This window comes from Hydrogenophaga sp. (assembly GCF_965657535.1).
Taxonomy (GTDB): Bacteria; Pseudomonadota; Gammaproteobacteria; order Burkholderiales; family Burkholderiaceae_C; genus Hydrogenophaga.
This window is the reverse complement of record NZ_CBFHOP010000006.1, coordinates 163,196-185,664: the sequence shown is the minus strand read 5'-3', so window position 1 is coordinate 185,664 and position 22,469 is coordinate 163,196. Positions and strand designations below refer to the sequence as shown.

General features: G+C 62.9%; 20 protein-coding genes and 1 riboswitch. Of the genes, 6 read left to right on the top strand and 14 right to left on the bottom strand.

Annotation, left to right across the window (positions count from 1 at the left end; all coding sequences use genetic code 11):
* Window positions 1-46: 46 nt before the first annotated feature.
* Window positions 47-155: riboswitch (TPP riboswitch) on the bottom strand.
* 256 nt (window positions 156-411) lie between these two features.
* A complete protein-coding gene (locus ACTG4K_RS12535; RefSeq protein ID WP_169801527.1) occupies window positions 412-582 on the bottom strand; it encodes a hypothetical protein in 171 nt (56 codons plus the stop codon).
* A 109-nt stretch (window positions 583-691) separates the two neighbouring features.
* Window positions 692-1,588 carry a transglutaminase-like domain-containing protein gene (locus ACTG4K_RS12530; protein ID WP_439114542.1) on the bottom strand — a complete coding sequence of 299 codons (897 nt, stop codon included), beginning with the start codon at window positions 1,586-1,588 and terminating at the stop codon, window positions 692-694.
* Between the two features lie 187 nt (window positions 1,589-1,775).
* On the opposite strand from ACTG4K_RS12530, the gene ACTG4K_RS12525 reads away from it, so the two are divergent.
* Genes ACTG4K_RS12525 through ACTG4K_RS12515 form a run of 3 tightly spaced genes read left to right on the top strand, consistent with a single transcriptional unit; the run spans window position 1,776 to window position 6,439 of the window.
* Window positions 1,776-4,358 (top strand): FtsX-like permease family protein, encoded by a 2,583-nt coding sequence (locus tag ACTG4K_RS12525; protein WP_439114541.1) that lies wholly within the window; start codon window positions 1,776-1,778, stop codon window positions 4,356-4,358.
* Window positions 4,359-4,362: 4 nt separating this feature from the next.
* Window positions 4,363-5,544: a lipocalin-like domain-containing protein gene (locus tag ACTG4K_RS12520; RefSeq protein ID WP_439114540.1), complete on the top strand. Its 1,182-nt coding sequence runs from the start codon at window positions 4,363-4,365 to the stop codon at window positions 5,542-5,544.
* A 22-nt stretch (window positions 5,545-5,566) separates the two neighbouring features.
* Window positions 5,567-6,439, top strand: coding sequence for a MipA/OmpV family protein (locus ACTG4K_RS12515; RefSeq protein WP_439114539.1), 873 nt, complete (start codon window positions 5,567-5,569; stop codon window positions 6,437-6,439).
* A gap of 32 nt (window positions 6,440-6,471) precedes the next feature.
* Here the strand turns inward: ACTG4K_RS12515 and msrA are convergent, their stop codons facing one another.
* A complete protein-coding gene (msrA, locus tag ACTG4K_RS12510; RefSeq protein WP_439114538.1) occupies window positions 6,472-7,110 on the bottom strand; it encodes a peptide-methionine (S)-S-oxide reductase MsrA in 639 nt (212 codons plus the stop codon).
* Between the two features lie 199 nt (window positions 7,111-7,309).
* Here msrA and ACTG4K_RS12505 point away from each other — a divergent pair, with 199 nt between their 5' ends.
* The 3 genes from ACTG4K_RS12505 to ACTG4K_RS12495 all read left to right on the top strand — a co-directional run bounded on the left by ACTG4K_RS12505 (window position 7,310) and on the right by ACTG4K_RS12495 (window position 10,942).
* Window positions 7,310-7,603, top strand: a complete 294-nt coding sequence (locus ACTG4K_RS12505; RefSeq protein ID WP_439114537.1) for a hypothetical protein — start codon at window positions 7,310-7,312, stop codon at window positions 7,601-7,603.
* Between the two features lie 62 nt (window positions 7,604-7,665).
* Window positions 7,666-9,453 carry an ABC transporter transmembrane domain-containing protein gene (locus ACTG4K_RS12500; RefSeq protein ID WP_439114536.1) on the top strand — a complete coding sequence of 596 codons (1,788 nt, stop codon included), beginning with the start codon at window positions 7,666-7,668 and terminating at the stop codon, window positions 9,451-9,453.
* A gap of 160 nt (window positions 9,454-9,613) precedes the next feature.
* Complete coding sequence (locus ACTG4K_RS12495) at window positions 9,614-10,942, top strand: Glu/Leu/Phe/Val family dehydrogenase (RefSeq protein WP_439114535.1); 1,329 nt, start codon at window positions 9,614-9,616, stop codon at window positions 10,940-10,942.
* A gap of 61 nt (window positions 10,943-11,003) precedes the next feature.
* Here the strand turns inward: ACTG4K_RS12495 and ACTG4K_RS12490 are convergent, their stop codons facing one another.
* The 11 genes from ACTG4K_RS12490 to nuoG form a co-directional block, all read right to left on the bottom strand.
* On the bottom strand, window positions 11,004-11,492 hold the full coding sequence (locus ACTG4K_RS12490) for a DUF1178 family protein (RefSeq protein WP_439114534.1): 489 nt from the start codon (window positions 11,490-11,492) through the stop codon (window positions 11,004-11,006).
* 7 nt (window positions 11,493-11,499) lie between these two features.
* Window positions 11,500-12,123: an NUDIX domain-containing protein gene (locus tag ACTG4K_RS12485; protein WP_439114533.1), complete on the bottom strand. Its 624-nt coding sequence runs from the start codon at window positions 12,121-12,123 to the stop codon at window positions 11,500-11,502.
* A 106-nt stretch (window positions 12,124-12,229) separates the two neighbouring features.
* Window positions 12,230-12,532 (bottom strand): DUF2818 family protein, encoded by a 303-nt coding sequence (locus ACTG4K_RS12480; protein ID WP_439114532.1) that lies wholly within the window; start codon window positions 12,530-12,532, stop codon window positions 12,230-12,232.
* Window positions 12,533-12,611: 79 nt separating this feature from the next.
* Window positions 12,612-14,108 carry an NADH-quinone oxidoreductase subunit NuoN gene (nuoN, locus tag ACTG4K_RS12475; RefSeq protein WP_439114531.1) on the bottom strand — a complete coding sequence of 499 codons (1,497 nt, stop codon included), beginning with the start codon at window positions 14,106-14,108 and terminating at the stop codon, window positions 12,612-12,614.
* A gap of 36 nt (window positions 14,109-14,144) precedes the next feature.
* Window positions 14,145-15,620 (bottom strand): NADH-quinone oxidoreductase subunit M, encoded by a 1,476-nt coding sequence (locus tag ACTG4K_RS12470; RefSeq protein WP_439114530.1) that lies wholly within the window; start codon window positions 15,618-15,620, stop codon window positions 14,145-14,147.
* A 13-nt stretch (window positions 15,621-15,633) separates the two neighbouring features.
* Entirely contained in the window at window positions 15,634-17,664 is a 2,031-nt protein-coding gene (nuoL, locus tag ACTG4K_RS12465; protein WP_439114529.1) for an NADH-quinone oxidoreductase subunit L, read from the bottom strand.
* Between the two features lie 27 nt (window positions 17,665-17,691).
* The gene (gene nuoK / locus ACTG4K_RS12460; RefSeq protein ID WP_304825452.1) at window positions 17,692-18,009 is read right to left on the bottom strand and encodes an NADH-quinone oxidoreductase subunit NuoK; all 318 of its coding nucleotides are present in this window, start codon (window positions 18,007-18,009) and stop codon (window positions 17,692-17,694) included.
* The gene (locus tag ACTG4K_RS12455; RefSeq protein ID WP_439114528.1) at window positions 18,006-18,662 is read right to left on the bottom strand and encodes an NADH-quinone oxidoreductase subunit J; all 657 of its coding nucleotides are present in this window, start codon (window positions 18,660-18,662) and stop codon (window positions 18,006-18,008) included. The genes nuoK and ACTG4K_RS12455 overlap by 4 nt, the downstream gene beginning before the upstream one ends.
* A 34-nt stretch (window positions 18,663-18,696) precedes the next feature.
* Window positions 18,697-19,230 (bottom strand): NADH-quinone oxidoreductase subunit NuoI, encoded by a 534-nt coding sequence (gene nuoI, locus ACTG4K_RS12450; protein ID WP_439114527.1) that lies wholly within the window; start codon window positions 19,228-19,230, stop codon window positions 18,697-18,699.
* Window positions 19,231-19,245: 15 nt separating this feature from the next.
* Window positions 19,246-20,328, bottom strand: coding sequence for an NADH-quinone oxidoreductase subunit NuoH (gene nuoH, locus ACTG4K_RS12445; protein ID WP_439114526.1), 1,083 nt, complete (start codon window positions 20,326-20,328; stop codon window positions 19,246-19,248).
* The gene (gene nuoG, locus ACTG4K_RS12440; protein WP_439114525.1) at window positions 20,325-22,460 is read right to left on the bottom strand and encodes an NADH-quinone oxidoreductase subunit NuoG; all 2,136 of its coding nucleotides are present in this window, start codon (window positions 22,458-22,460) and stop codon (window positions 20,325-20,327) included. The genes nuoH and nuoG overlap by 4 nt, the downstream gene beginning before the upstream one ends.
* Window positions 22,461-22,469 lie beyond the last annotated feature (9 nt).

The following is a 22,469-nucleotide window of genomic DNA, read 5'->3' as shown; positions in this document are numbered from 1 at the left end:
TAACCGCCATACCGGGCGCCTGAGAAGGACGGAACTCAGCCATGGGCGTTCCGGCTCATCACGCTCCCTACGCTGGCACAACCCAGATCAGGTGAGAGGGGTATTTCTCAGCCGCCACCTGCATCGCTGCAGGCCAGGCACCCCCGGTGAAGTTGCGCATTGTAGTCCTGCAAGCGTCTTGCCAGCAGCCGCGGTGTCCGCATGCTGACCTGCTTCAGCCCATGGGCGTGACCGACCGTCTGCTGGAAGATGGCGTGGCCTACAAGGGTCGGTTTCTGACGCTTCAACGCGCCGCCTGAAGCCGCTGCTGGCCATGCTGCAGCCCTGAAAACGCTTAAAAAAGCCCCATGCAAAAGGCCCGCAATTGCGGGCCTTTTGCATGGGGCTGGCCCACAGGGAGCCAGCAACCGGTCAGCCGCCCTTTTTGGAGCGCTTGCCTGGGTTTTTCTTGCTGCGCGTGGCCACACCACGCTCCAGGCTCACGCGCTGACCGCGGCCAGGGGTGGTAAGCGAAACGCCAGCAACAGGCGTAGGACGGGGAGTAGCTTTGCGGTCAGCTTCGGTGACGATTTTGTTGCCCATGTCGGTTCCAGACAGAAATTGGTTGAAAACCCCTCTATTAGGCCACAGGCAGCAGCGCCTTTCGCTGGAGCGCCCCAGAGGCTGGTGCTCCTGCGACTCCAAGGGTCGTTCAGCGTGCCACATCCACCATGTTCCAGGTGAAGGCCGAGTCGGTTGACAGGCCTTCTTCGCAGCGCACGGGCAGCTGCCAGCCGTTTTGCGGGTTGACCTGGGCCGATATGTCAATGCGGGGTGCGTGAGCCACAACGCCACCAAAAATGGTGGCGAACGACGCATCGGCCGCATCGCGCCCGGTACCTATGCGCAAAAAACCCATGGGAATGGCCGTGCCTGATGGATCAAAGATGTACCAGCGGTGGCCCAGGTACGCCTCGACATAGGCGTGGAAGTCGGTCGGCCCCAAGGCCGGGTCGGCGCCGTAGTCGATGGCCGTGGTGAAGCGGGCCGGAATGTTCAGCGCGCGGCACATGGTGATCATGAGGTGGGCAAAGTCGCGGCACACGCCCTTGTGGTCGTTCAGCGTGTCCAGTGCCGAGGTCATGGAGTTGCTGGTGTTCGACTGAAACGTGACCTGGCTCTGCACCCATTTCTGGATCGCCTCCACCCGCCGGTAGCCCTGTGGCATCTGTCCAAACAGGGTGTTGGCCAGCGCGGTCACGCAGTCGGACTGGCAGTAGCGGCTGGGGTACAGGTAGGTGAGCGCCTCGGGAGGCAACTGGGCCACGGGGGTTTCAAACACGCTATCGGGCTGGGCCACGTGGTGGGTGATGTCGAGCGTGGCGCGGTAGCGCAGCTGCAGCGGGCCGGGGCCGGCCGTAAGGCGCAGGGTGCGGCTGCGGGTGGCCGGGTCGGTGTGCATCACCAGCGGCACGGGTTGACTCACCTGCAACTCTTCCCACACCACCTTTTGCTGCGGTGTGTGAGCGGCCTGGACGTTGAAAATAAAGTCGGCTGAAGGCGGGTTGATGTCGTATTGGAGATCAATGGCGAGGTGGATGCGAACCATGGGTATCACCGTGGAAAAAGAAGGTTGGCCAAAGCGGCAGGCCGCAGAACGGTGGATTTCAGATGCTTGAAACGGACCATCCTACGCGCATGCAAGCATTGGGCCAGCCCGCGCGCTACGTGGCACCCGGCCACCACCAAGCCCCTGGTCGGCAGGGGCATCGGTCACGGTTTAAGCTGCAGCCACCATGCGCGCCTTGCTCACCACGTTTTCCTGGCGGGAACTGCTGCACCACCCGTGGCGCAATGCGTCGGCGGTGGTGGCTGTCATGCTGGGCGTGGCGCTGGCCTTTGCGGTACACCTGATCAACGCTTCCGCGCTGGCCGAATTTTCCAGCGCGGTGAGCTCGGTCAACGGCCAACCCGACCTGGAGCTGCGCGCCCGCCAAGGCGCCCTGCCCGACGAGCTGCTGGAGCGCGTGGCCACACACCCCAGCGTGGCGGTGGCCAGCCCGGTGCTGGAGCTGGCCACCACGGTGCTGGCGCAGGATGGCACCAAGGTGCCGGTCAAGCTGGTGGGGGTGGACGCCCTCACCGTGGCCCGCGTGTCACCCGCGCTCATGCCCCGCCCCACAACCGGCAGCGACACCAGCCGCCAGCGTTTTGACCTGTTTGCACCCGACGCGGTGTTTCTAAACCCCGCCGCGCGGCAAGCCCTGCTGGCGGACGGCGATGCGCCCGCCAGCTTGCAGGTACAAAGCGGCCTGACACTGCGCACGGTGCGGGTGGCGGGCACGGTGAATGCGCCGGGCCTGCCGCTGCTGGTGATGGACGTGGCCGCCGCCCAGGCGCTCATGGCACGCCCCGGCCAGCTCAGCCGCATCGACCTGCGGCTGGAGCCCGGCACCCAGGCCGATACCGTGCTGGCGGCGCTGCAACTGCCCGCGAGCGTGATCGCGCAGCGCCCCGACCAGGCAGGTGAGCGGGCCAGCAACCTGTCGCGCGCCTACCGGGTCAACCTCACGGTGCTGGCGCTGGTGGCGCTGTTCACCGGCGCGTTTCTGGTGTTTTCGGTGCTGTCGCTGTCGGTCGCGCGGCGCCAGCAGCAATTTGCCTTGCTGGGTGTGCTGGGACTGTCAGCCCCGGAGCGTTTGCGGCTGGTGCTGGCGGAGTCGGCCTTGCTGGGCCTGCTGGGCAGCGCGCTGGGCGTGGCGGCGGGCACCGGCTTGGCCGCGCTGGCGCTGCGGGTGCTGGGTGGCGACCTGGGCGGCGGCTACTTTGCGGGCGTGGCGCCCAGCCTGCAGTGGAGCACCAGCGCCGCCTTGCTGTACGGCGCGCTGGGCGTGGCCGCGGCGCTGGCGGGCGGCTGGTGGCCAGCGCGCGCCACCGCGCGCATGGCGCCCGCGCTGGCGCTCAAGGGGTTGGGTGGTGCCGGCGCGGCACGCCCCAGACACTCTGGCTGGGCACTCGGCCTGATGCTGCTGGCCGCAGCGCTGGCCTGGGCACCGCCAGTGGGCGGCATTCCGCTGGCAGCCTATTTTTCGGTGGGCTTGCTGCTGGTGGGCGGCATCGCGGCCTTGCCGCTGGCGGTGGGCGCCTTGCTCAACCGGCTGGCACCTTGGGTGGCCCGCCACGCCCTGCCGCTGCTGGCGGTGGAGCGCTCGCGCCGCCTGCGCGAAACCGCGGCTGTGGCCACCAGTGGCGTGGTGGCGAGTCTGGCGCTGTCGGTGGCGCTCACGGTGATGGTGGCGAGCTTTCGCGACTCGGTCACCCAGTGGCTCGACGGCGTTTTGCCTGCGCCGCTGTATGTGCGCGCCGGTAGCAGCCTGGGCGAAGGCAACACCCTGCCGGCCGACTTTGTGCAGGCCGTGGCCCGCGTGAGCGGTGTGGCACGGGTGGAGCCGCTGCGCGCCACACAGCTGCAGCTCACCGCCAGCCTGCCCCCGGTCACCCTGCTGGCGCGCCCGCTGGCCATGGGCGGCAACGTGCTGGACGGCCAAAGCCTGCCGCTGGTGGGCAACCCACTGGCGCCACCGCAGGCCACCGGAATGCCGGGCACGGTGGTGCCGGTGTACGTGAGCGAGGCCATGCAAGACCTGCACGGCGCCATGCCCGGCGGCTGGCTGCCCGCTCTGGGGCTGGCGTTTCCCGAGGCACCGGCGGGCACGCGCTACTTTGTGGCTGGCGTCTGGCGCGACTACGCCCGCCAGCACGGCAGCGTGGTGCTGGACCGCGCCGATTTTGTGCGCCTCTCGGGCGACGACCGGGTGAACGACCTGGCGCTGTACCTGTCCGAGGACGCGGAGGAGGACGCGGTGCGTGAGCGCGTTCGCCAGTTGGCCGAATCGCTGGGGGCACAAGATCTGGTCGAATTTGCCTCAGCCGGCCAGATCCGCGCCATCTCGCTGGGCATTTTTGACCGCAGCTTCGCCGTCACCTACTGGCTGCAGGCGGTGGCCATCGGTATTGGCCTGTTTGGCGTGGCAGCCAGTTTCAGCGCGCAGGTGCTGGCTCGCCGGCGCGAATTTGGCCTGCTGGCGCACCTGGGCCTTACGCGCCGCCAGATTCTGGGGGTGGTGGCGCTGGAAGGCCTGTCGTGGACCGTGCTGGGCGCGCTGGCGGGCCTGGCGCTGGGCTTGGGCGTCAGTCTGGTGCTGGTGCATGTGGTCAACCCGCAAAGCTTTCACTGGACCATGGACCTCGCCCTGCCCTGGGCGCGCCTGCTGACCTTGTGCGCCGCCGTGGTGGTGGCCGACACCGCCACCGCCTGGCTGGCCGGGCGCGCTGCCGCCAGCCGCGACGCGGTGCAGGCCGTAAAAGAAGACTGGTAAGACCATGCCGTACCCCCTCATACACCCGCCGGCGCCCCTGGCCTTGCAGCGGCGCCACCTCATGCTGGGCGTTGGCAGCCTGCTGCTGCCACCCTGGCCCGCCGAAGCCCAGGCCACCGAACCCATCCGGGCAGAGCCAGCAGCGGCTGCGCTGGTGCTGCGGCCGCGCCGGCTGGTGTTCCCGCGCGACCACGGTACCCACAACGAGACCCGCACCGAATGGTGGTACCTGACCGGCAGCGCGCAAGACGCTGCGGGCCGGGCCGTCGGCTTTCAGGTCACGTTTTTTCGCAGCCGGGTGGACGGTACCCAGGCCCTGCCCGGGCGGCTGGCCGCGCGCCAGCTGCTGTTTGCGCATGCCGCCATCACCGACGTGCAGGCCGGCAAGCTGTGGCACGACCAGCGCATCGCCCGCTGGAATGGCGAGCCGCCCACAGCCGGCCTGGCCGGCGGGCGCGGCGTGTTCGCCAGCGCGCAAGACACCCATGTGCAGCTGCGCAACTGGTTCATCCAGCGCCAAGCCAGCGGGGCCTACCGCACCCGCATCAGCGGCGACACGATCGACATCGACATCAGCGCCATCCCTACCCAGCCGCTGCTGCTGCAGGGGGACAACGGCTTTTCACGCAAAGGGCCCGACCCGGCACAGGCCAGCTTTTACGTGACCCAGCCCCAGCTGGCGGTGCAGGGCCAGCTCAGCGTCGGCAGCCAGCGGTTTCAGGTACACGGCACCGCCTGGCTCGACCACGAATGGAGCGAAGCCCTGCTGCACCCGGAGGCCGTGGGCTGGGACTGGATCGGCATGAACCTCTTCAACGGCGACAGCCTCACCGCCTTTCGGCTGCGCCGCGCCGATGGCAGCCCGGTCTGGGCCGGGGGCTCGTTTCGCGCCGCACAAAGCCCTGGCGCCCGCGCCTTTGCGCAAGACACGGTCACATTCACGCCCCTGCGCTCCTGGACCAGCCCGCGCACCCGCGCGGTGTACCCGGTGGAATGGCGCGTCAGCACCCCGGGCGCAACGCACTACACCGTCAAGGCGTTGATCGATCCGCAAGAGCTCGACAGCAGCCAGAGCACCGGCACGGTGTACTGGGAAGGCCTCTCGGACCTGTTCGACAGCCAAGGCCACCATGTGGGCCGTGGTTATCTGGAAATGACGGGCTACGCCCAGCGCCTGGTGCTGTGATGCCGCAACCCATAATCTGCCCATGAAACCACACACCTTTTGGACGTTGATTGTGGCGGCCACAGCCAGCCTGGACGCATGGGCCACCGAGCCTGCGGTGCCCCAGGCGCCGGCCAGCAACATGGCGCCAGCGATCGCGCCTGCGGGGCTGCCGCTGTGGGAAGCCGGCCTTGCCACAGGCGCTGGCTACGTACCAGACTACCCCGGCGCAGACCGCTACCGTACGCGCGGCGCCGTGCTGCCGGTGTTCACCTACCGCGGGCCGGTGCTGCGCATCGACGGTGGCAGCATCCGGGGCCGGCTGGCCCGAACGCCCGACTGGGAACTGGACCTGAGCGCCACCGGTGCCTTCAACGCCAGCAACAACGCCCTGCGCGAGGGCATGCCGGCCCTGGACTACCTGTTTGGCGTCGGTCCGCAAGCGGTCTACAAGGGCTTGCGCACCTGGCCCGGACAGCCCACGCTGCACCTCAAGCTGCGCGCGCTGATGTCCACCGACTTCAAGCACATCGACGGGCGCGGATTCAGCTTGGACCCCGAACTGCGCTGGCGCCTGCGGCAGGTGGCCGGCACACCCGCCAGCCTGAGCTTTTCGCTGCAACCCACCTGGGCCAGCCGCTCGCTGCACGCGTATTTTTACCAGGTCAACCCCACCGAAGCGACAACCAACCGCCCTGCCTACAACGCCCGCGGTGGCTACCTGGGCACCGAAGCCGCGGTCACGCTAAGCCACCGCCCCCAGCGCGATCTGTCGTGGTTTGTCACGGCACGGCTCATGTCGCTGCACGGTGCGGCCAACACGGGGAGCCCGCTGCTGCGCGATCGCAGCAACGTCGCCCTGGGCGCCGGCCTGGTCTGGACACCCTGGCGCAGCAGCAGCACTGCGGTTGACTGAGAGCAGCCACTGCCACAAGGAATCGCCAGCCATCATTTCCAGAGCTGTTTCACCCGCGCATCGCGCCCGCAAGATAGGCGGTAGTAGTTGTAGCGCACCGTGTTCTTCTTGTAATAGTCCTGGTGGTATTCCTCGGCCAGATAAAACACGCTGGCAGGGGCCAGTTCGGTGTGTAGGGTCTTGAAACGGCCCGACTTCACCAAGGCGTCGCGGCTGGCCAGCACCGCCTGGCGCTCGGCTTCGTTGCCCCAGTAAATGCCAGTGCGGTATTGGTCACCCAGGTCGCAAAACTGGCGGTCTTTCACCGTGGGGTCGATGTGGCGCCAAAAATACGCGACCAGCTGCGGATAACTCACCCGGGCAGGGTCATAGGTCACGCGCACCGCTTCTGTGTGGCCCGTGTGACCACGGCTCACCTCTTCGTAGGTGGGATTGGCGGTTTTTCCAGCGGTATAGCCTGATTCAGCCGCCACCACGCCGGCCAGCTTTTCAAAGTCAGCCTCTATGCACCAGAAGCAGCCACCAGCGAACACCGCCGTCGCGGTGGCGGCCTGCACACTGGCCGCATGGGCCGCCAACAGCAGCACCACAAAAGCCACGGTCACCGCCTTGAACCGGGCCACGCCCGAAACCCAGACACGCCGAACGGCCCACACCTTGAACATCATCATTTCAGCGTCCTTGTTGCAAAGCTCCCAGTGAGCTCCTTGCTTCAGTGTGGAGCAATACGGGCGGCAGGGCACACAACCGCTTGCAAACCCGAGCCATGCGTGTGCCGTTCACCGTTTGCGCAGCGCCGGCACTTTTGGAGCAAGCACCCCATGCTTCGTCAGTTTCGAGTCAGAATTAAGGATAATGCTGCACTGCAACATGAACACACGCACTGTGCCCATCCAGCTCGGACTTGAGGATATCCTCGGGGAGTTGCACTACGCCCGCCGCAACAACGACCTGGGCCGGCTGGCACTGCTGGCCTACTGCGAAGTGCGGCGCTGGGCCAGGGCGGCCGGCGAAGACGCGCTGGCCGAACACGCCACAGCCTTGGTCACGGACAGCCCGCAAGCCAGCCGCGAAGCATTTCTGAACGATGTGGACGGACTCATCGTTCAGCTGGAAGAAGCCCATGGCCGCGTGACCAGCCAGTACGCCACCCTGCAAGACTGACCGCGCCCGCCCGTGCTAACCCCCGGCGGGCCAGCGCCAGACAAACCCTGCACACTCAAGGCATGAGCGCACCCCCATCCAACGAACGGCCCAAGGCCACCACCCCCACGTCCCTCAGCGGCCTGCGGCCTTTCATGCGCCCCTACCGGTGGCAAATGGCGCTCGCGGTGCTGTTTCTCATTGGCGCTGCAGCGGCCACCCTGCTGTTCCCGGTGGCGCTGCGCCACCTGATTGACGGCGGGCTGGTGTCGGCCGAACGCAGCGAGCAGGCTATGGGGCTGCGGGGCCATTTTTTGCAGCTGTTCGGCGTGGCCGTGGCGCTGGGCATTTTTTCGGCAGCGCGGTTTTATCTGGTGAGCTGGCTGGGCGAGCGCGTCACCGCCGACCTTCGCAACGCGGTCTACAGCCATGTGCTGCGCCAAAGCCCTCAGTTTTTTGAAACCACCCAGACCGGCGAAGTGCTCAGCCGCCTGACCACCGACACCACGCTGGTGCAGACGGTGGTGGGTTCATCGCTGTCCATGGGGCTGCGCAATGCGTTCATGGGTGCGGGCGCGCTGATCATGCTGGTGTGGACCAACCCCTACGTGATGACACAGGTGCTGCTGATCTTGCTGCTGGTGGTGCTGCCCAGCATGTGGTTTGGGCGGCGGGTGCGCAAACTTTCCCGTGCCAGCCAGGACCGTGTGGCCGACTCCAGCGCCATCGCGGCCGAGGTGCTCAACGCCATTCCCATCGTACAAAGCTACACCGCAGAAAACCGCGAAGCCCAGCGCTTTGCCACCGCCACCGAATTTGCCTTTTCCACCGCCGTGCGCCGCAGCCGTGCGCGCTCGGGCCTGGTGGCGTTCATCATCATCAGCACCGCCGCGCTGCTGCTGTGGGGCCTGTACCAGGGCACGCAAGCCGTGATCGCTGGTGAAATCAGCGCCGGCCACCTGGGGCAAACGGTGGTGTACATCATCATCCTGGCCGGCGCGGTGGCCGTGCTGGGCGAGGTGTACGGTGACCTGCTGCGCGCTGCGGGCGCGAGCGAGCGGCTCATGGAGCTGCTGGCCAGCGAGTCGCCGGTGCAGTCACCCGCACGGCCGCTGGACACCCCGGCGCCCGCTGGCGGCAGCACGCTGGTGTTTCACCAGCTGAGTTTCAACTACCCTTCAAGGCCGAACCAGGCCGCGTTGTCCGACTTCAGCCTGAACGTGCAACCGGGTCAGACCGTGGCCCTGGTGGGCGCCAGCGGTGCCGGCAAGAGCACGGTGTTTGGCTTGGTGCTGCGCTTTTACGATCCGCAGCAAGGCCGCATTGAGCTGGACGGCGTGCCCATCAACCGGCTCAGCCTGCATGCGCTGCGCGAACGGGTCGGCATCGTGCCGCAAGACCCGGTGATTTTTTCCACCAGCGCGCTGGAAAACATCCGCTACGGAAAACCCGGCGCCAGCGACGCCGAGGTGCACGCTGCCGCCGCGGCCGCGTTCGCCGACGAGTTCATTGTTCACTTGCCCGAAGGCTACAACACCTTTCTGGGTGAGCGCGGCGTGCGCCTCTCTGGCGGGCAGCGCCAGCGCATCGCCATTGCCCGCGCCCTGCTGAAAAACCCACCGCTGTTGCTGCTGGACGAGGCCACCAGCGCGCTGGACGCACAGAGCGAGCGCATGGTGCAAGCGGCGCTGGAATCGGCCATGCGCGACCGCACCACCCTGGTGATTGCCCACCGACTGGCTACGGTGCAAAAGGCCGACCACATTGTGGTGCTGGAACACGGCCATTTGGTGGAGCAAGGTACCCACGCCGAGCTGGTGGCGCGCGGTGGCGTGTATGCGGGTCTGGCGGCGTTGCAATTCAACGCCTGAGCGCTGCTCGCACCAGCCCAAACACCCTTTCTCAGAGTTATGCACTAAACGCATACATACAAGAAAACTCGGCCTTGGACAGGCCCTTGGCGGCTCCGTACAGTGGCGAGCGCCGGCCCACAGAAGTGGGCCCGCTCAAACCAGAAGGAACCTCCGCAACATGTCACAAGCACCGCACCCTGCAGGCGCCGCAGCCAACAGCCCGGCCGCCTTCACCAACGCCCTGCCCTCGTACCTCGACCCCAACAACCTCGGCCCGTGGGGTATTTACCTGCAACAGGTAGACCGCGTCACGCCGTACCTGGGCAACCTGGCCCGCTGGGTGGATACGCTCAAGCGCCCCAAGCGCACATTGATCGTGGACGTGCCGATTCATCTGGACGACGGCTCGGTGGCCCACTTTGAAGGCTACCGCGTGCAGCACAACACCAGCCGTGGCCCCGGCAAGGGCGGTGTGCGTTTTCACCAGAACGTGACGTTGTCTGAGGTGATGGCGCTGTCGGCGTGGATGTCGATCAAAAACGCGGCCGTCAATGTGCCCTACGGCGGTGCCAAAGGCGGCATCCGCGTCGACCCGCGCCAGCTCACCATCGGCGAACTGGAGCGCGTGACCCGCCGCTACACCAGCGAGATTGGCATCATCATCGGCCCGACCAAGGACATTCCGGCGCCCGATGTGAACACCAATGAGCAGATCATGGCCTGGATGATGGACACCTATTCCATGAACGAGGGCTCGACGGCCACCGGCGTGGTGACGGGCAAACCGGTGGATCTGGGCGGCTCGCTCGGTCGGCGCGAAGCCACCGGGCGCGGTGTGTTCACCGTGGGGGTGGAGGCGGCCAAACACACCGGCATGGACATCAGCACCGCACGCGTGGCTGTGCAGGGTTTTGGCAATGTGGGGGGCGTGGCGGGCAAGCTGTTTGCCGAAGCAGGCGCCAAGGTGGTGGCGGTGCAAGACCATGGCGGCACCATCTACCGCGAAGCCGGCCTGGACGTGCCCGCCCTGCTGGCCCATGTGGCCCACACCGGCTCGGTGGCGGGTTTTGAGCAGGCCGAGGTGATCGCGGACGACGCTTTCTGGAGCGTACCTTGCGACATCCTGATACCCGCAGCGTTGGAGCAACAGATCACGGAAGCCAATGCAGGCCGCATCCAGGCCAAGATGGTGATTGAAGGCGCCAACGGACCGACCACACCACAGGCCGACGACATCTTGCACGACCGCGGTATTTTGGTGCTGCCCGACGTGATCGCCAACGCGGGCGGCGTGACGGTGAGCTACTTTGAATGGGTGCAAGACTTCTCCAGCTTTTTCTGGAGCGAAGACGAGATCAACGCCCGGCTGGTGAAGATCATGCAAGACGCGTTTGCCGCCGTCTGGCAGGTGGCCGATGCCAACAAGGTGAGCCTGCGCACCGCCACATTCATCGTGGCCTGCAAGCGCATCCTGCATGCCCGTGATCTGCGTGGTCTGTACCCCTGATCACGGTTCAACCCGGCAAAAAGCCCCGCATGCGGGGCTTTTTCAATGGGCGATCAGTGCCTTACTGCAAGGTCTCTTTCAAAGCCGGCAAGGCCGGTAAAGGCAACACCTCAATGCCCTCTTCCAGCAGCTGCATGGCCTCCTCGGGTGTGGTTCGCCCGCGGATATTGCGCGGGTCCATATCGCCATGGTGCATGGCGCGGGCCTGGTCGGCAAAGCGGTTACCCACATCTTCGGTGTTGGCAAAAACCTGCCGCATCGCTTTGAGCAATTGTCCTTGCAGGTGCGTATCCGGTACGGCGTGGGCCGGCTCAACAAGGGCTTGCCCGCTGGCTTGAGACCCTGCGCCTGGATCACCTGCAGAGGCCTCGCTTTCGCGGCTGGTCCGCAAATTCAATCGGGGCGCGCTCAGCATTTTTTGAATGTGCACATCCCCGCACAACGGGCAGCTCAACAACCCAAGCGCCAGCTGGCTGGCGTAGTCGTCTTCCGACCCAAACCAACCTTCAAAGCCATGCCGCTGGGCACATTGCAGGTTAAGCACCTTCATGTTCGAATTATCCGGCACACGCTGCGTTCATCGGGTCGGCACACGCATGACCCCAGTCCAGCACCCAATCGCCGCGCAACACATTTTGCAGCCACAGAGCGCCCACCAGCGTCTTGCAGTCGATCACCTCGCCACTGCGGCACAAGGCCTGCAACGCGGCTGGAGTGGCGGTCAATACGTCCAGAAACTCGCCTTCGTCCAGGTGGCGCTCACCCAAACTCAAGCCACGTGCGAACCAGATGTCAATGATTTCATTGGAATAGGCGATGGTGGGTGCCAAGCGACCAGCAAACGCCCATTCGCGTGCGGTGTAGCCGGTTTCTTCCAGCAGTTCGCGTTGCGCGCACAACAAGCTGGCTTCGCCCGCGTCGAGCTTGCCCGCAGGGAACTCCAGCATGACCTGCTCCATGGGGTGCCGGTATTGGCGCTCCAGGACGACTTGCCCATCGTCCAGCAAGGCAATCACCATCACGGCGCCAGGATGCAACACGAATTCACGGGTGGCTTCGCGCCCGGACGGCAGACGGACCGTGTCGCGCACGACATGGAGAAAATGCCCTTGCAACAACTCCGCGCGGGAAACGAGGTTTTCGCGCAGATGCGCATCAACGGCAGCAGGGGCTTGGGACATGGAAATGATCGGTGAATCGGGACCGTTTACTGAACCGCACACCCATCGAGGCGGAGCGGACCGTGCTGTCTGACGCCGACCCCGTCAAGGCAACCGGCACAGTCTTTTAGCCACGCCGTTTGAACAGGTAGCGGTAGACGAAACCGGGAAAGGCCAGTGTCAAAAACAGGGCACCCGTGGTGGCATAGAACTCCCAGCCCTGGGGATAGATCTGCCCTGCCGACTGCTCCAGCGCCAACCCGATACCACCCACCAGGAAATAGAACACCACCAATTCGCCCAAACGCAAGCCAAGCGTCTTGGCTTCTTTGCGGGGCACCACCGCCAGCCAGCGGTTGTTGACGAAGGGAAGATTGGCTGCGATCAGGGCGGCGATCAACACCAGCCAGACAGAAAGTGTGTGGGTCATAGGGACAGTGTGAGCCGGGGGAGCGCTGCGAGTTCCACCCAACACCAACGCCAGGCCAGCCGCTGGTGACAGGGTCGAATCAAACGAACAGCGAAGAGACTGCCTGCGCGCAGAGCGCCATCAGGCCGCCCGGCACGATGCCGAGCACCAGCACCAGCGCACCATTGATCGTCAGGACCGAGCGCACGTCCGCGCCGGCCACGATCGCCGCTGTTTGCGTGGGCGCGTCAAAGTACATGACCTTGACCAGACGCAGGTAGTAGAACGCGCCGACCAGCGACATCAGCACGGCAAACACAGCCAGACCGATGTAGAAGCTGTCGCTGGATGCGAGCAGCGCCTGCAGCACAGACAGCTTGGCGTAGAAACCCACCAGCGGCGGCACGCCTGCCAACGAAAACATACACACGGCCATGACACCGGCGTAGAGCGGACTACGCTGGTTCAGACCTGCCAGGTCGCTGATGTTTTCAGACTCGAACCCACTGCGTGACAGCAGGAGGATCACACCAAAGGTACCCAGCGTGGTGAGCACGTAGGTGACGACGTAGAACATGGACGAGCCGTAGGCGTTGGCCATGTTGCTGGCATCGCCCTGCACCACACCGGCGAGCAAACCCAGCAGCATGAAACCCATCTGGGCGATGGTGGAAAAAGCCAGCATGCGCTTGAGGTTGGCCTGTGCGATGGCAGCGAAGTTGCCCACCAGCAATGACATAACCGACAGCACGGCCAGCATTTGCTGCCAATCGAACGCCAACGGCTGCAAGCCTTCAACCAACAACCGCACCACAATGGCAAAAGCGGCCAGCTTGGGGGCGCCACCGATCATCAAGGTCACCGCTGTGGGGGCACCGTGGTAAACATCGGGCACCCACATGTGAAATGGGACTACGCCCAGCTTGAAGGCCAAGCCTGCCACCAGGAACACAAGGCCCAAGGTGAGCACCTGCGCCGAGCCTTTGAGTGTCGCTTCGCCGCCAGCAATGGCTTTCATGACCTCGGCCAGATCAAGCGAGCCCGTGGCACCGTACACCATCGACATGCCGTACAAAAGAAAACCGCTGGCCAAAGCACCGAGCACGAAATACTTCATGGCAGCTTCGGTGGCTTGTACGTCATCGCGGCGCAAGGCGACCAAGGCGTAACTGGAGAGCGTCAGCAGCTCCAGGCCGAGGTAGATCACCAGGAAGTTGTGGCCCGAGATCATGACAAACATACCCAGCAGCGCAAACAGGCCCAGGGTAAACAATTCGCCACCCCGCAGCATGTCGCGCGCTCCTGCGTAAGCACGTCCGTACACCAGGGTCACCATCATGGCGAGTGCAGCGAAGCATTTGAGCCAGTTGCCCATAGGGTCGCTGACGACCATGCCGCCCCAGCCCATGATGGTTTCGCCGGAACTGGCGTAGTAGCCCTGTAGCAGAGCCACCACGCCCAGCGTGAGCAAGGTGAGCACATAGGTTGCGCCACGCAGCGGCGACTTGACGCCAAGGTCCAGCAGCGCAATCACGCAAGCCATCACCAGCAACAGGATTTCAGGGTAAGCCGTGACCCAGCTGAGGTTGTCAATCATGTAAGCGCTCTCTTGTGTTTTTGGCCGGTCACGGAATCAGTTCAATTTGGATATGGCAACGTGGCGCAGCAGATCCGCGACCGAAGCGTCCATCACATCGGTAAATGGCTTGGGGTAGACGCCCATGAACAGCACAGCAATGGCCAGTGAAGCCATCACCAGAAATTCGCGGGGGTTGAGGTCGGTCAAGCCCTTGACGTTGTCGTTACCGACAGGGCCGAGGTAGACGCGCTTGAACATCCACAAGGAATAGGCCGCACCAAAAATCAGCGCGGTCGCGGCAGCCGCGCCCACCCAGAAGTTGGCTTTGACGGCGGCCAGGATGACCATCCACTCACCGACAAACCCAGCGGTACCCGGAAGACCACAATTGGCCATGACAAACAGCAGCGCAAAGGCGGAGAAATTGGGCATGGTGTTCACAACACCGCCGTAGTCCGCAATTTCCCGGGAATGCACGCGGTCATACAGCACACCAATGGCGAGGAACATGGCCGCAGACACAAAACCATGCGCAATCATCTGCACGATGGCACCCGAGACTCCCAGGTCGCTGAACACGAAGAAACCCAGCGTCACGAAGCCCATGTGCGCCACCGACGAATAGGCCACCAGCTTTTTCATGTCTTGCTGCACCATGGCCACCAGGCCCACATACACCACAGCCACAAGCGACAACGCGATCATGAGCCAGGCCCATTCTTGTGAAGCATCCGGCAGGATGGGCAGCGAAAAACGCAAGAAGCCATAAGCACCCAGCTTCAGCATGATGGCGGCCAGCACGGCGGAACCGCCCGTCGGCGCTTCAACGTGCACGTCTGGCAGCCAGGTGTGTACTGGCCACATGGGCACCTTCACGGCAAAGGCAGCAAAGAATGCGAAGAACAACAGCGTCTGCGCCGTGCTGCCCAGGGGCAATTTGTACCAGTCGGCCATTGCGAAACTGCCACCAGACTGGGTGTACAGATAGATCAGCGCCACCAGCATGAGCAGCGAACCCATGAGCGTGTACAGGAAAAACTTGAACGCGGCGTAGATCTTGTTCGGACCGCCCCAGATGCCGATGATCAGGTACATCGGAATCAAGGTCGCTTCGAAGAAGACGTAAAACAGCATCGCGTCCTGCGCACTGAATACACCGATCATTAATCCGGACAGGATCAGGAAAGCACCCATGTACTGGTTCACGCGGCGCGTGATCGACTCCCAGCTGGCCACCACCACCACCACGTTGATGAACGCCGTCAGCAGCACGAGCCAGAGCGAGATACCGTCGACGCCCAGGTGGTAGTGCACGTTGAAGCGCTCGATCCAGACGCTCTTTTCGACAAACTGCATGGCTGCCGTGCCCAATTCGAACCCGCTGTACAGCGGAATCGTCACGGCCAGCGACACCAGCGCGCCCACCAGCGCTATCCAACGCACCACATGTGACTGCTCGTCCCGGCCAAAGGCCAGCAGTACAACGCCAAAGAAAATCGGCGTCCAGATCGCAAGGCTCAGCAAACCCATCTTGTTCTTCCTCTTATTTGGCGAGCCACACGAAATACGTCATGAACAGCAAAACGCCCACGATCATCACCAGCGCGTAGTGGTACAGGTAGCCCGTCTGGGCATGCCGCACCAATGATGACACCCATCCCACCAGCCTCCAGCTGGCATTCACCACCCCGCCCTCAATCAGTGCGCGGTCGCCGCCCTTCCACAGCCCAATGCCCAGGCCACGAGCCCCCTTGGCCAGCACGTTTTCATTGAACCAGTCCAGGTAGTACTTGTTTTCCAGAATGGTGACGATGAGCTTGAGCGCACGGCCGATGGCCGCTGGCACCGCCGGGTTGATGAGGTACATGTACCACGCGGTGACAGCGCCACCCAGCGCAAGGTACAGCGGTGGCGTATAGAAAGCGTGGCTCACCATGGCCAGTGGCCCGTGGAAAATTTCAGCGAATTTCGCCAGCGCTGGATGGGCTTCCCTGTTGATGGTGATCGCATCCTTGAGGAAGTCACCGAACAGCATCGGCTCAATGGCCATGTAGCCAATCACCACCGAAGGAATGGCCAGCAAGATCAGCGGTACCGTGACCACCCAGGGCGATTCGTGCGGCTTGCCATCTCCGTGGTGGCCATGGTCATCGTGGTGATCGTCATGCCCATGGTGGGCGTCGGGATTTTGGTCGTAACGCTCCTGACCGTGGAACACCAGGAAATACAGGCGGAACGAATAAAAAGACGTCACGAACACACCAGCGAGCACCGCAAAGTAAGCGAAACCCGAGGCCGGCAGGTTGCTGAAGTGCACCGCCTCAATGATGCTGTCTTTGGAGTAAAAACCTGAAAACAGCGGGGTACCGATCAGCGCCAGTGTGCCCAGCAAGGAGGTGATCCACGTGATGGGCATGTACTTGCGCACAGCACCCATCCAGCGGATGTCTTGGTTGTGGTGCAGACCCATGATCACCGAGCCAGCTGCCAAGAACAGCAGCGCTTTGAAGAAGGCGTGCGTCATCAGGTGGAACACCGCCACCGAGTAAGCGGAGGCACCCAGTGCAACGGTCATGTAGCCCAGCTGGGAAAGCGTCGAATAGGCCACCACCCGCTTGATGTCGTTCTGGATGATGCCCAGGAAACCCATGAACAACGCGGTGATGGCACCAATGATCATGATGAAGTTGAGCGCCGTATCAGACATCTCGAACAACGGTGACATGCGCGAGACCATGAAAATGCCCGCCGTCACCATGGTGGCCGCATGGATCAGCGCCGAGATGGGGGTCGGGCCTTCCATCGAATCGGGCAGCCACACATGCAAAGGGAACTGCGCGGACTTGCCCATAGCACCGATGAACAGACAGATGCAGATCACCGTAACCAGCAACCAGTCTGTGCCGGGGAAACCCAGCGTACCCAGCTCGGGCGCTTTGGCAAAAATCTCGGTGTAGTTCAAGCTGCCGGTGTAGGCCACGATCAGACCGATGCCCAGAATGAAGCCGAAGTCACCCACGCGGTTGACCAGGAAAGCCTTCATGTTGGCAAAGATAGCCGTGGGCTTGTTGAACCAGAAACCAATCAGCAGGTAGGACACAAGACCCACTGCTTCCCATCCAAAGAACAGCTGGAGCAGGTTGTTGCTCATCACCAGCATCAGCATGGAAAAGGTGAAGAGCGAGATGTACGCAAAGAAGCGGTTGTAGCCGGCGTCCTCTTCCATGTACCCGATGGTGTAGAGATGCACCATGAGCGACACGAACGTCACAACGACCATCATCATGGCGGTAAGGCCGTCGACCATGAAGCCGATTTCCATCTTCAGGCCACCGACAACCATCCACTCGTAAATGGTCTCGTTGAAACGTGCGCCATCAACCGCGACGCTCTTGAGCGTCATGGCAGACAGGACAAAAGCAACCAGCACCCCCAGAATAGTGAGGGTGTGGGACGTGCGGCGCCCGATGACATTACCGCCAAAGGTGGTGCCCAGAATACCGGCGAGGGCTGCACCCACCAGCGGAGCCAATGGGACGGCCAGGAGTGTGCTTGCAGAAAGGGTGGTGCTCATGGTGTTCTTGCCTCTTCGGGTACGGGCTTAACCCTTGAGGGTGTTGAGTTCTTCGACGCTGATCGACGACTTGTTGCGGAACAGCAGCATCAGAATGGCCAGGCCAATCGCCGATTCGGCAGCCGCTACCGTCAAGATGAAGAACACGAAGACCTGACCATGCAGGTCACCCAGGAAATGGGAGAACGCAACGAAATTCATGTTGACAGCCAGCAGCATCAGTTCGATGGCCATGAGCAACACGATGAGGTTCTTGCGGTTCAGGAAAATCCCCACGACAGACAGCGTGAACAGAATCGCGCCTACGGTGAGGAAGTGACCCAGGGTCAGACTGGTGAGGCTCATACCTTGCCCTCTTCGGTGGCAGCCGCGTCAGCAGCCGGCGGGGATTTTTGGGTCGCGCTCATGGGCAGCACCACCAGGCGGTCGCTGGCACGCACATGGACTTGCAGGCCCGGATTGATAGCCTTGCTGTCTTTGCGTTGGCGCAGCGTCAGGGCAATGGCCGCGATCATGGCGACAAGCAGAATCACCGCAGCCACTTCAATCGGATACAGGTACTCGGTGTAGAGCAACAAGCCGAGTTCTTTGGTGTTGGCATAGTCCGGGGCATTCACACCGGTACCGGGTGCATCCGGGCTCATGGACATGGCCGGAAAACCGGCCCACTGCACAGCGATGAGTTCGGCAGCTACCAGAGCACCCAAAACCGCAGCCAAGGGAAAGTGTTTCCAGAAACCCTTGCGTACACCTTCCATGTTGATATCGAGCATCATCACGACAAACAGGAAGAGAACCATCACCGCACCGAGGTACACCAGCACCAGTGTGATTCCCAGAAACTCTGCCTTCAGCAGCAACCACAGCGCAGCCGCCTGCGAAAAGGCAAGCATCAGGAAAAGCACAGCGTGCACAGGGTTGCGCGCGGTGATCACGCGGAAGCCTGCAAACAGCAGCAGCGCTGCGAACAGGTAAAAAAAGCCGGTCTGGTAGTCCATGGAATGGTTCTTCGTTCTTGGGTCAGCCCAGGGGTCAGCGGTAAGGCGCGTCAGCCGCCTTGGCAGCAGCGATTTCGGTTTCGTAGCGATCACCCACGGCCAGCAACATGTCCTTGGTGAAGTAAAGATCGCCGCGCTTCTCACCGTGGTATTCGAAAATGTGGGTCTCCACAATCGCATCCACCGGGCAAGCCTCTTCACAAAAGCCGCAAAAAATGCACTTGGTCAGGTCGATGTCGTAACGCGTGGTACGGCGCGAGCCATCATCTCGGGCGTCGGACTCGATGGTGATGGCCATAGCCGGACACACGGCTTCACAAAGCTTGCAGGCAATGCAACGCTCTTCACCGTTTTCATAGCGGCGCTGGGCATGAAGCCCTCGGAAGCGCGGCGAGATCGGTGTCTTTTCTTCGGGAAACTGCACCGTGACTTTGCGACGGAATGCATAACGACCCGTCAGCGCCATGCCCTTGAACAATTCAACCAGCAAAAAGCTTTTGAAAAAGTCCCGGAAGGAAAACGGCGCAACGGCAGCGGTCGTGGCAACGGAGGCGGTGGTGGTAGACATGGTCATTCGCCCTGCTTATTTCCAAATATTCCAAGACGTCTGCATCAATGCGCCAACCAGCAGCAGGTAGATGAGCGTGACGGGAATGAAAATCTTCCAGCCCAGACGCATGATCTGGTCGTAGCGGAAGCGCGGGAAGGTGGCGCGTATCCAGATGAACATGGAGACCACGAGGAAGGTCTTCAGGCCCAGCCAGATCCAGCCAGGAATCCAGTTGAACAACGCACTGTCGATGGGTGGCAACCAGCCGCCCAGGAACATCAACACAGCCAGAATGGAAATCAGCCACATGCTGGCGTATTCAGCCAGGAAGAAGATGGCGAAACCCATGCCCGAATACTCGACCATGTGACCGGCAACGATTTCGGCCTCGCCCTCCACCACGTCGAACGGGTGGCGGTTGGTTTCGGCAACGCCAGAGATCAGGTAAACAAAGAAGATGGGCAAGAGAGGCAACCAGTTCCAGGACAGGAAGTTGAGTCCCATGTCGGCAGCCATGCCGCGGCTCTGGGAAGCCACGATCTCACCGAGGTGCAGACTGCCTGCGGTCATGACCACCACCAGGAAGCAAAAGCCAATGGCGATTTCGTAGCTCACCATCTGGGCCGAAGCGCGCAGTGCACCCAAAAACGCGTACTTGGAGTTCGAGGCCCAGCCGGCAATGATCACGCCATAGACCTCGATGGACGTGATAGCCAGGATGACCAGCAAACCGGCGTTGACGTTGGCAAGAATGGCGTCAGGACCAAAAGGCACAGCCACCCACGCAGCGAGCGCGGGCATGATGGCCATGATGGGACCGAGGCGAAACAGGCCACTGCTGGCAGCGCTGGGGCTGATGATCTCTTTGGTCAGCAGCTTGATGGCGTCGGCAATGGGCTGCAGCAAGCCAAAGGGCCCGACCCGGTTAGGGCCCAGGCGAACCTGGATGAAACCCAGCAACTTGCGCTCCCAGAGCGTCAGATAAGCCACGGCGCCCATCAAAGGGGCCAGCACAGCAACGATCTTGATGAGAGTCCAGAGCACAGGCCAAGCTGCCGTGGTCCACCACGGGGCTGCAATCAGGCCCATACCGCCGTTGTACATGGCGTCAATCATGCGCTCACTCCTTCCGTCTGAACGCTCGACCCTCGTGCGTCGCTCGTGAGCTGCAGCGAGGTGGCGCGGCGAACCAGCCCGTCGAGCTGGTAGATCGCGGCAACACAGGGTTGCAGTGTGGCTGGCGTCAGGTCGATAGCCAGCTTGCAGACATTATTCAGACGCGAGGCATCCACCACAGCACCTGCGGCCACGCCAGGCAATGCACTGGCCAACACCGCTTGCGAAGAGTCGGCATCGAATCCGGCAAGACCGAGCAAGTTGCCCAACACACGAAGCACCTTCCAGGCTGGGCGTGTTTCACCCAGCGGGCGCACGACAGCGTGGAAACTTTGCAAGCGGCCTTCGGCATTGACGAAGGAACCCGAGGTTTCGGTGAAAGGGGCGATGGGCAACAGCACATCGCTGATATCCATATTGGACTTGAACGGGCTGAGCGTCACCACCATGTCGGCATCGGCCAAATCAGCGGCACCGGCAGCGCTGTCGTGTGCCGGTTCGGTGTTCAGCAGCACAGCCGCTTTGAGCGCACCACCCAGCATTTGACCTGCGTGCAGCCCGCCCTGCCCGGGCGTTGCGCCAACCAGCTGCGCGCCAACGGTATTGGCCGCTTCGGTGAGATAGCCCACCGTGGCACCCGTCTGTTGCGCGATCCAGTTGGCCAGGGACAGCAAGCTGCCCGCTTTTTCGTGGTGTGCGGCGGCGTTGCCCAGCAGAATGGCTTTTTGCTCACCACCCAGCAACGACTTGGCCACGGCTCGGGCGGCGTCGCTCACCTCGGCAGCAGCCGGCGCAACGGCGCCCGTTTCTTGTGCCACCGCAGCGGCAATGCCCGCCAACGCCGAAACCCAAGAAGCGGTATGGGCCAGCACCGTGTTTTTCACCGCCATGGCCCAGTCTTGGGTCTCAGCGGCGAGCACATTAACATGGCACCCCTTGCGGGCAGCCTGGCGAATGCGCTGGGCAAACAAGGGATGGTCCTTGCGCAGATGGGAACCGACCACCAGCACACGCTGAAGCGAAGACAGCGAAGCGATAGGGCGACCCAACCAGCGCGCAGCACCCGCAGGCGCGATGTTGCTGAAGTCCGCCTGGCGCAGACGCGCATCGATGTTTTGGCTACCGAGACCGCGCACCAAAGCGCCGGCCAAGGCCAGTTCTTCGATGGTGCTGTGCGGGCTGGCCAACAGACCGATGGCGCCAGCACCGTGGTCCGCCTTGACCTGCTTCAAACCGTTGGCAACATATTCCAGTGCTGTCTGCCAGTCGACAGTTTTCCACTCCCCACCCTGCTTGAGCATGGGTGCAGTCAGACGCTCTTCGCTGTTGACCGCTTCGTAAGAAAAACGGTCGCGGTCGGCAATCCAGCACTCGTTGACCGCATCGTTTTCCAGCGGCACCACGCGCATGACCTTGTGGTTTTTCACCTGAACAATCAGGTTCGCACCGGTCGAATCGTGCGGGCTCACACTCTTGCGGCGTGACAGCTCCCAGGTACGGGCACTGTAGCGAAACGGCTTGCTGGTCAGCGCACCCACCGGGCAGATGTCGATCATGTTGCCGGACAGCTCGGAATCGACCGTGTTGCCCACAAAGGCCTCGATCTCGGCGTGCTCGCCTCGGTGAGACATGCCCAACTCCATCACGCCGGCGATTTCCTGGCCGAAGCGTACGCAGCGCGTGCAATGGATGCAGCGGCTCATTTCCTGCATGGAAACCAGCGGACCGACGTCCTTGTGGAATACAACGCGCTTTTCTTCTTCGTAACGCGAGGCACCTGCGCCATAGCCCACGGCCAGGTCCTGCAGCTGACATTCACCGCCCTGGTCGCAGATTGGGCAGTCCAATGGGTGGTTGATGAGCAGAAACTCCATCACCGACTGCTGCGCCTTGATCGCCTTGTCGCTCTTGGTGCGCACGATCATGCCCATGGTCACCGGCGTGGCGCAGGCGGGCATGGGTTTGGGCGCCTTCTCCACATCGACCAAGCACATGCGGCAGTTCGCTGCAATGGACAGTTTCTTGTGATAGCAGAAGTGAGGAATGTAGGTGCCAGCCTTTTCGGCAGCATGCATCACCATGCTGCCCGGGGGCACTTCGACCTTCTTGCCGTCGAGTTCAATTTCAACCATGTTCGACTT

What these genes read in the sequence shown, in the direction of transcription:
- ACTG4K_RS12535 (WP_169801527.1), bottom strand. Translation starts at nt 582, where the DNA reads ATGGGCAACAAAATCGTCACCGAAGCTGACCGCAAAGCTACTCCCCGT.
- ACTG4K_RS12530 (WP_439114542.1), bottom strand. Translation starts at nt 1,588, where the DNA reads ATGGTTCGCATCCACCTCGCCATTGATCTCCAATACGACATCAACCCG.
- ACTG4K_RS12525 (WP_439114541.1), top strand. Translation starts at nt 1,776, where the DNA reads ATGCGCGCCTTGCTCACCACGTTTTCCTGGCGGGAACTGCTGCACCAC.
- ACTG4K_RS12520 (WP_439114540.1), top strand. Translation starts at nt 4,363, where the DNA reads ATGCCGTACCCCCTCATACACCCGCCGGCGCCCCTGGCCTTGCAGCGG.
- ACTG4K_RS12515 (WP_439114539.1), top strand. Translation starts at nt 5,567, where the DNA reads ATGAAACCACACACCTTTTGGACGTTGATTGTGGCGGCCACAGCCAGC.
- msrA (WP_439114538.1), bottom strand. Translation starts at nt 7,110, where the DNA reads ATGATGATGTTCAAGGTGTGGGCCGTTCGGCGTGTCTGGGTTTCGGGC.
- ACTG4K_RS12505 (WP_439114537.1), top strand. Translation starts at nt 7,310, where the DNA reads ATGAACACACGCACTGTGCCCATCCAGCTCGGACTTGAGGATATCCTC.
- ACTG4K_RS12500 (WP_439114536.1), top strand. Translation starts at nt 7,666, where the DNA reads ATGAGCGCACCCCCATCCAACGAACGGCCCAAGGCCACCACCCCCACG.
- ACTG4K_RS12495 (WP_439114535.1), top strand. Translation starts at nt 9,614, where the DNA reads ATGTCACAAGCACCGCACCCTGCAGGCGCCGCAGCCAACAGCCCGGCC.
- ACTG4K_RS12490 (WP_439114534.1), bottom strand. Translation starts at nt 11,492, where the DNA reads ATGAAGGTGCTTAACCTGCAATGTGCCCAGCGGCATGGCTTTGAAGGT.
- ACTG4K_RS12485 (WP_439114533.1), bottom strand. Translation starts at nt 12,123, where the DNA reads ATGTCCCAAGCCCCTGCTGCCGTTGATGCGCATCTGCGCGAAAACCTC.
- ACTG4K_RS12480 (WP_439114532.1), bottom strand. Translation starts at nt 12,532, where the DNA reads ATGACCCACACACTTTCTGTCTGGCTGGTGTTGATCGCCGCCCTGATC.
- nuoN (WP_439114531.1), bottom strand. Translation starts at nt 14,108, where the DNA reads ATGATTGACAACCTCAGCTGGGTCACGGCTTACCCTGAAATCCTGTTG.
- ACTG4K_RS12470 (WP_439114530.1), bottom strand. Translation starts at nt 15,620, where the DNA reads ATGGGTTTGCTGAGCCTTGCGATCTGGACGCCGATTTTCTTTGGCGTT.
- nuoL (WP_439114529.1), bottom strand. Translation starts at nt 17,664, where the DNA reads ATGAGCACCACCCTTTCTGCAAGCACACTCCTGGCCGTCCCATTGGCT.
- nuoK (WP_304825452.1), bottom strand. Translation starts at nt 18,009, where the DNA reads ATGAGCCTCACCAGTCTGACCCTGGGTCACTTCCTCACCGTAGGCGCG.
- ACTG4K_RS12455 (WP_439114528.1), bottom strand. Translation starts at nt 18,662, where the DNA reads ATGGACTACCAGACCGGCTTTTTTTACCTGTTCGCAGCGCTGCTGCTG.
- nuoI (WP_439114527.1), bottom strand. Translation starts at nt 19,230, where the DNA reads ATGTCTACCACCACCGCCTCCGTTGCCACGACCGCTGCCGTTGCGCCG.
- nuoH (WP_439114526.1), bottom strand. Translation starts at nt 20,328, where the DNA reads ATGATTGACGCCATGTACAACGGCGGTATGGGCCTGATTGCAGCCCCG.
- nuoG (WP_439114525.1), bottom strand. Translation starts at nt 22,460, where the DNA reads ATGGTTGAAATTGAACTCGACGGCAAGAAGGTCGAAGTGCCCCCGGGC.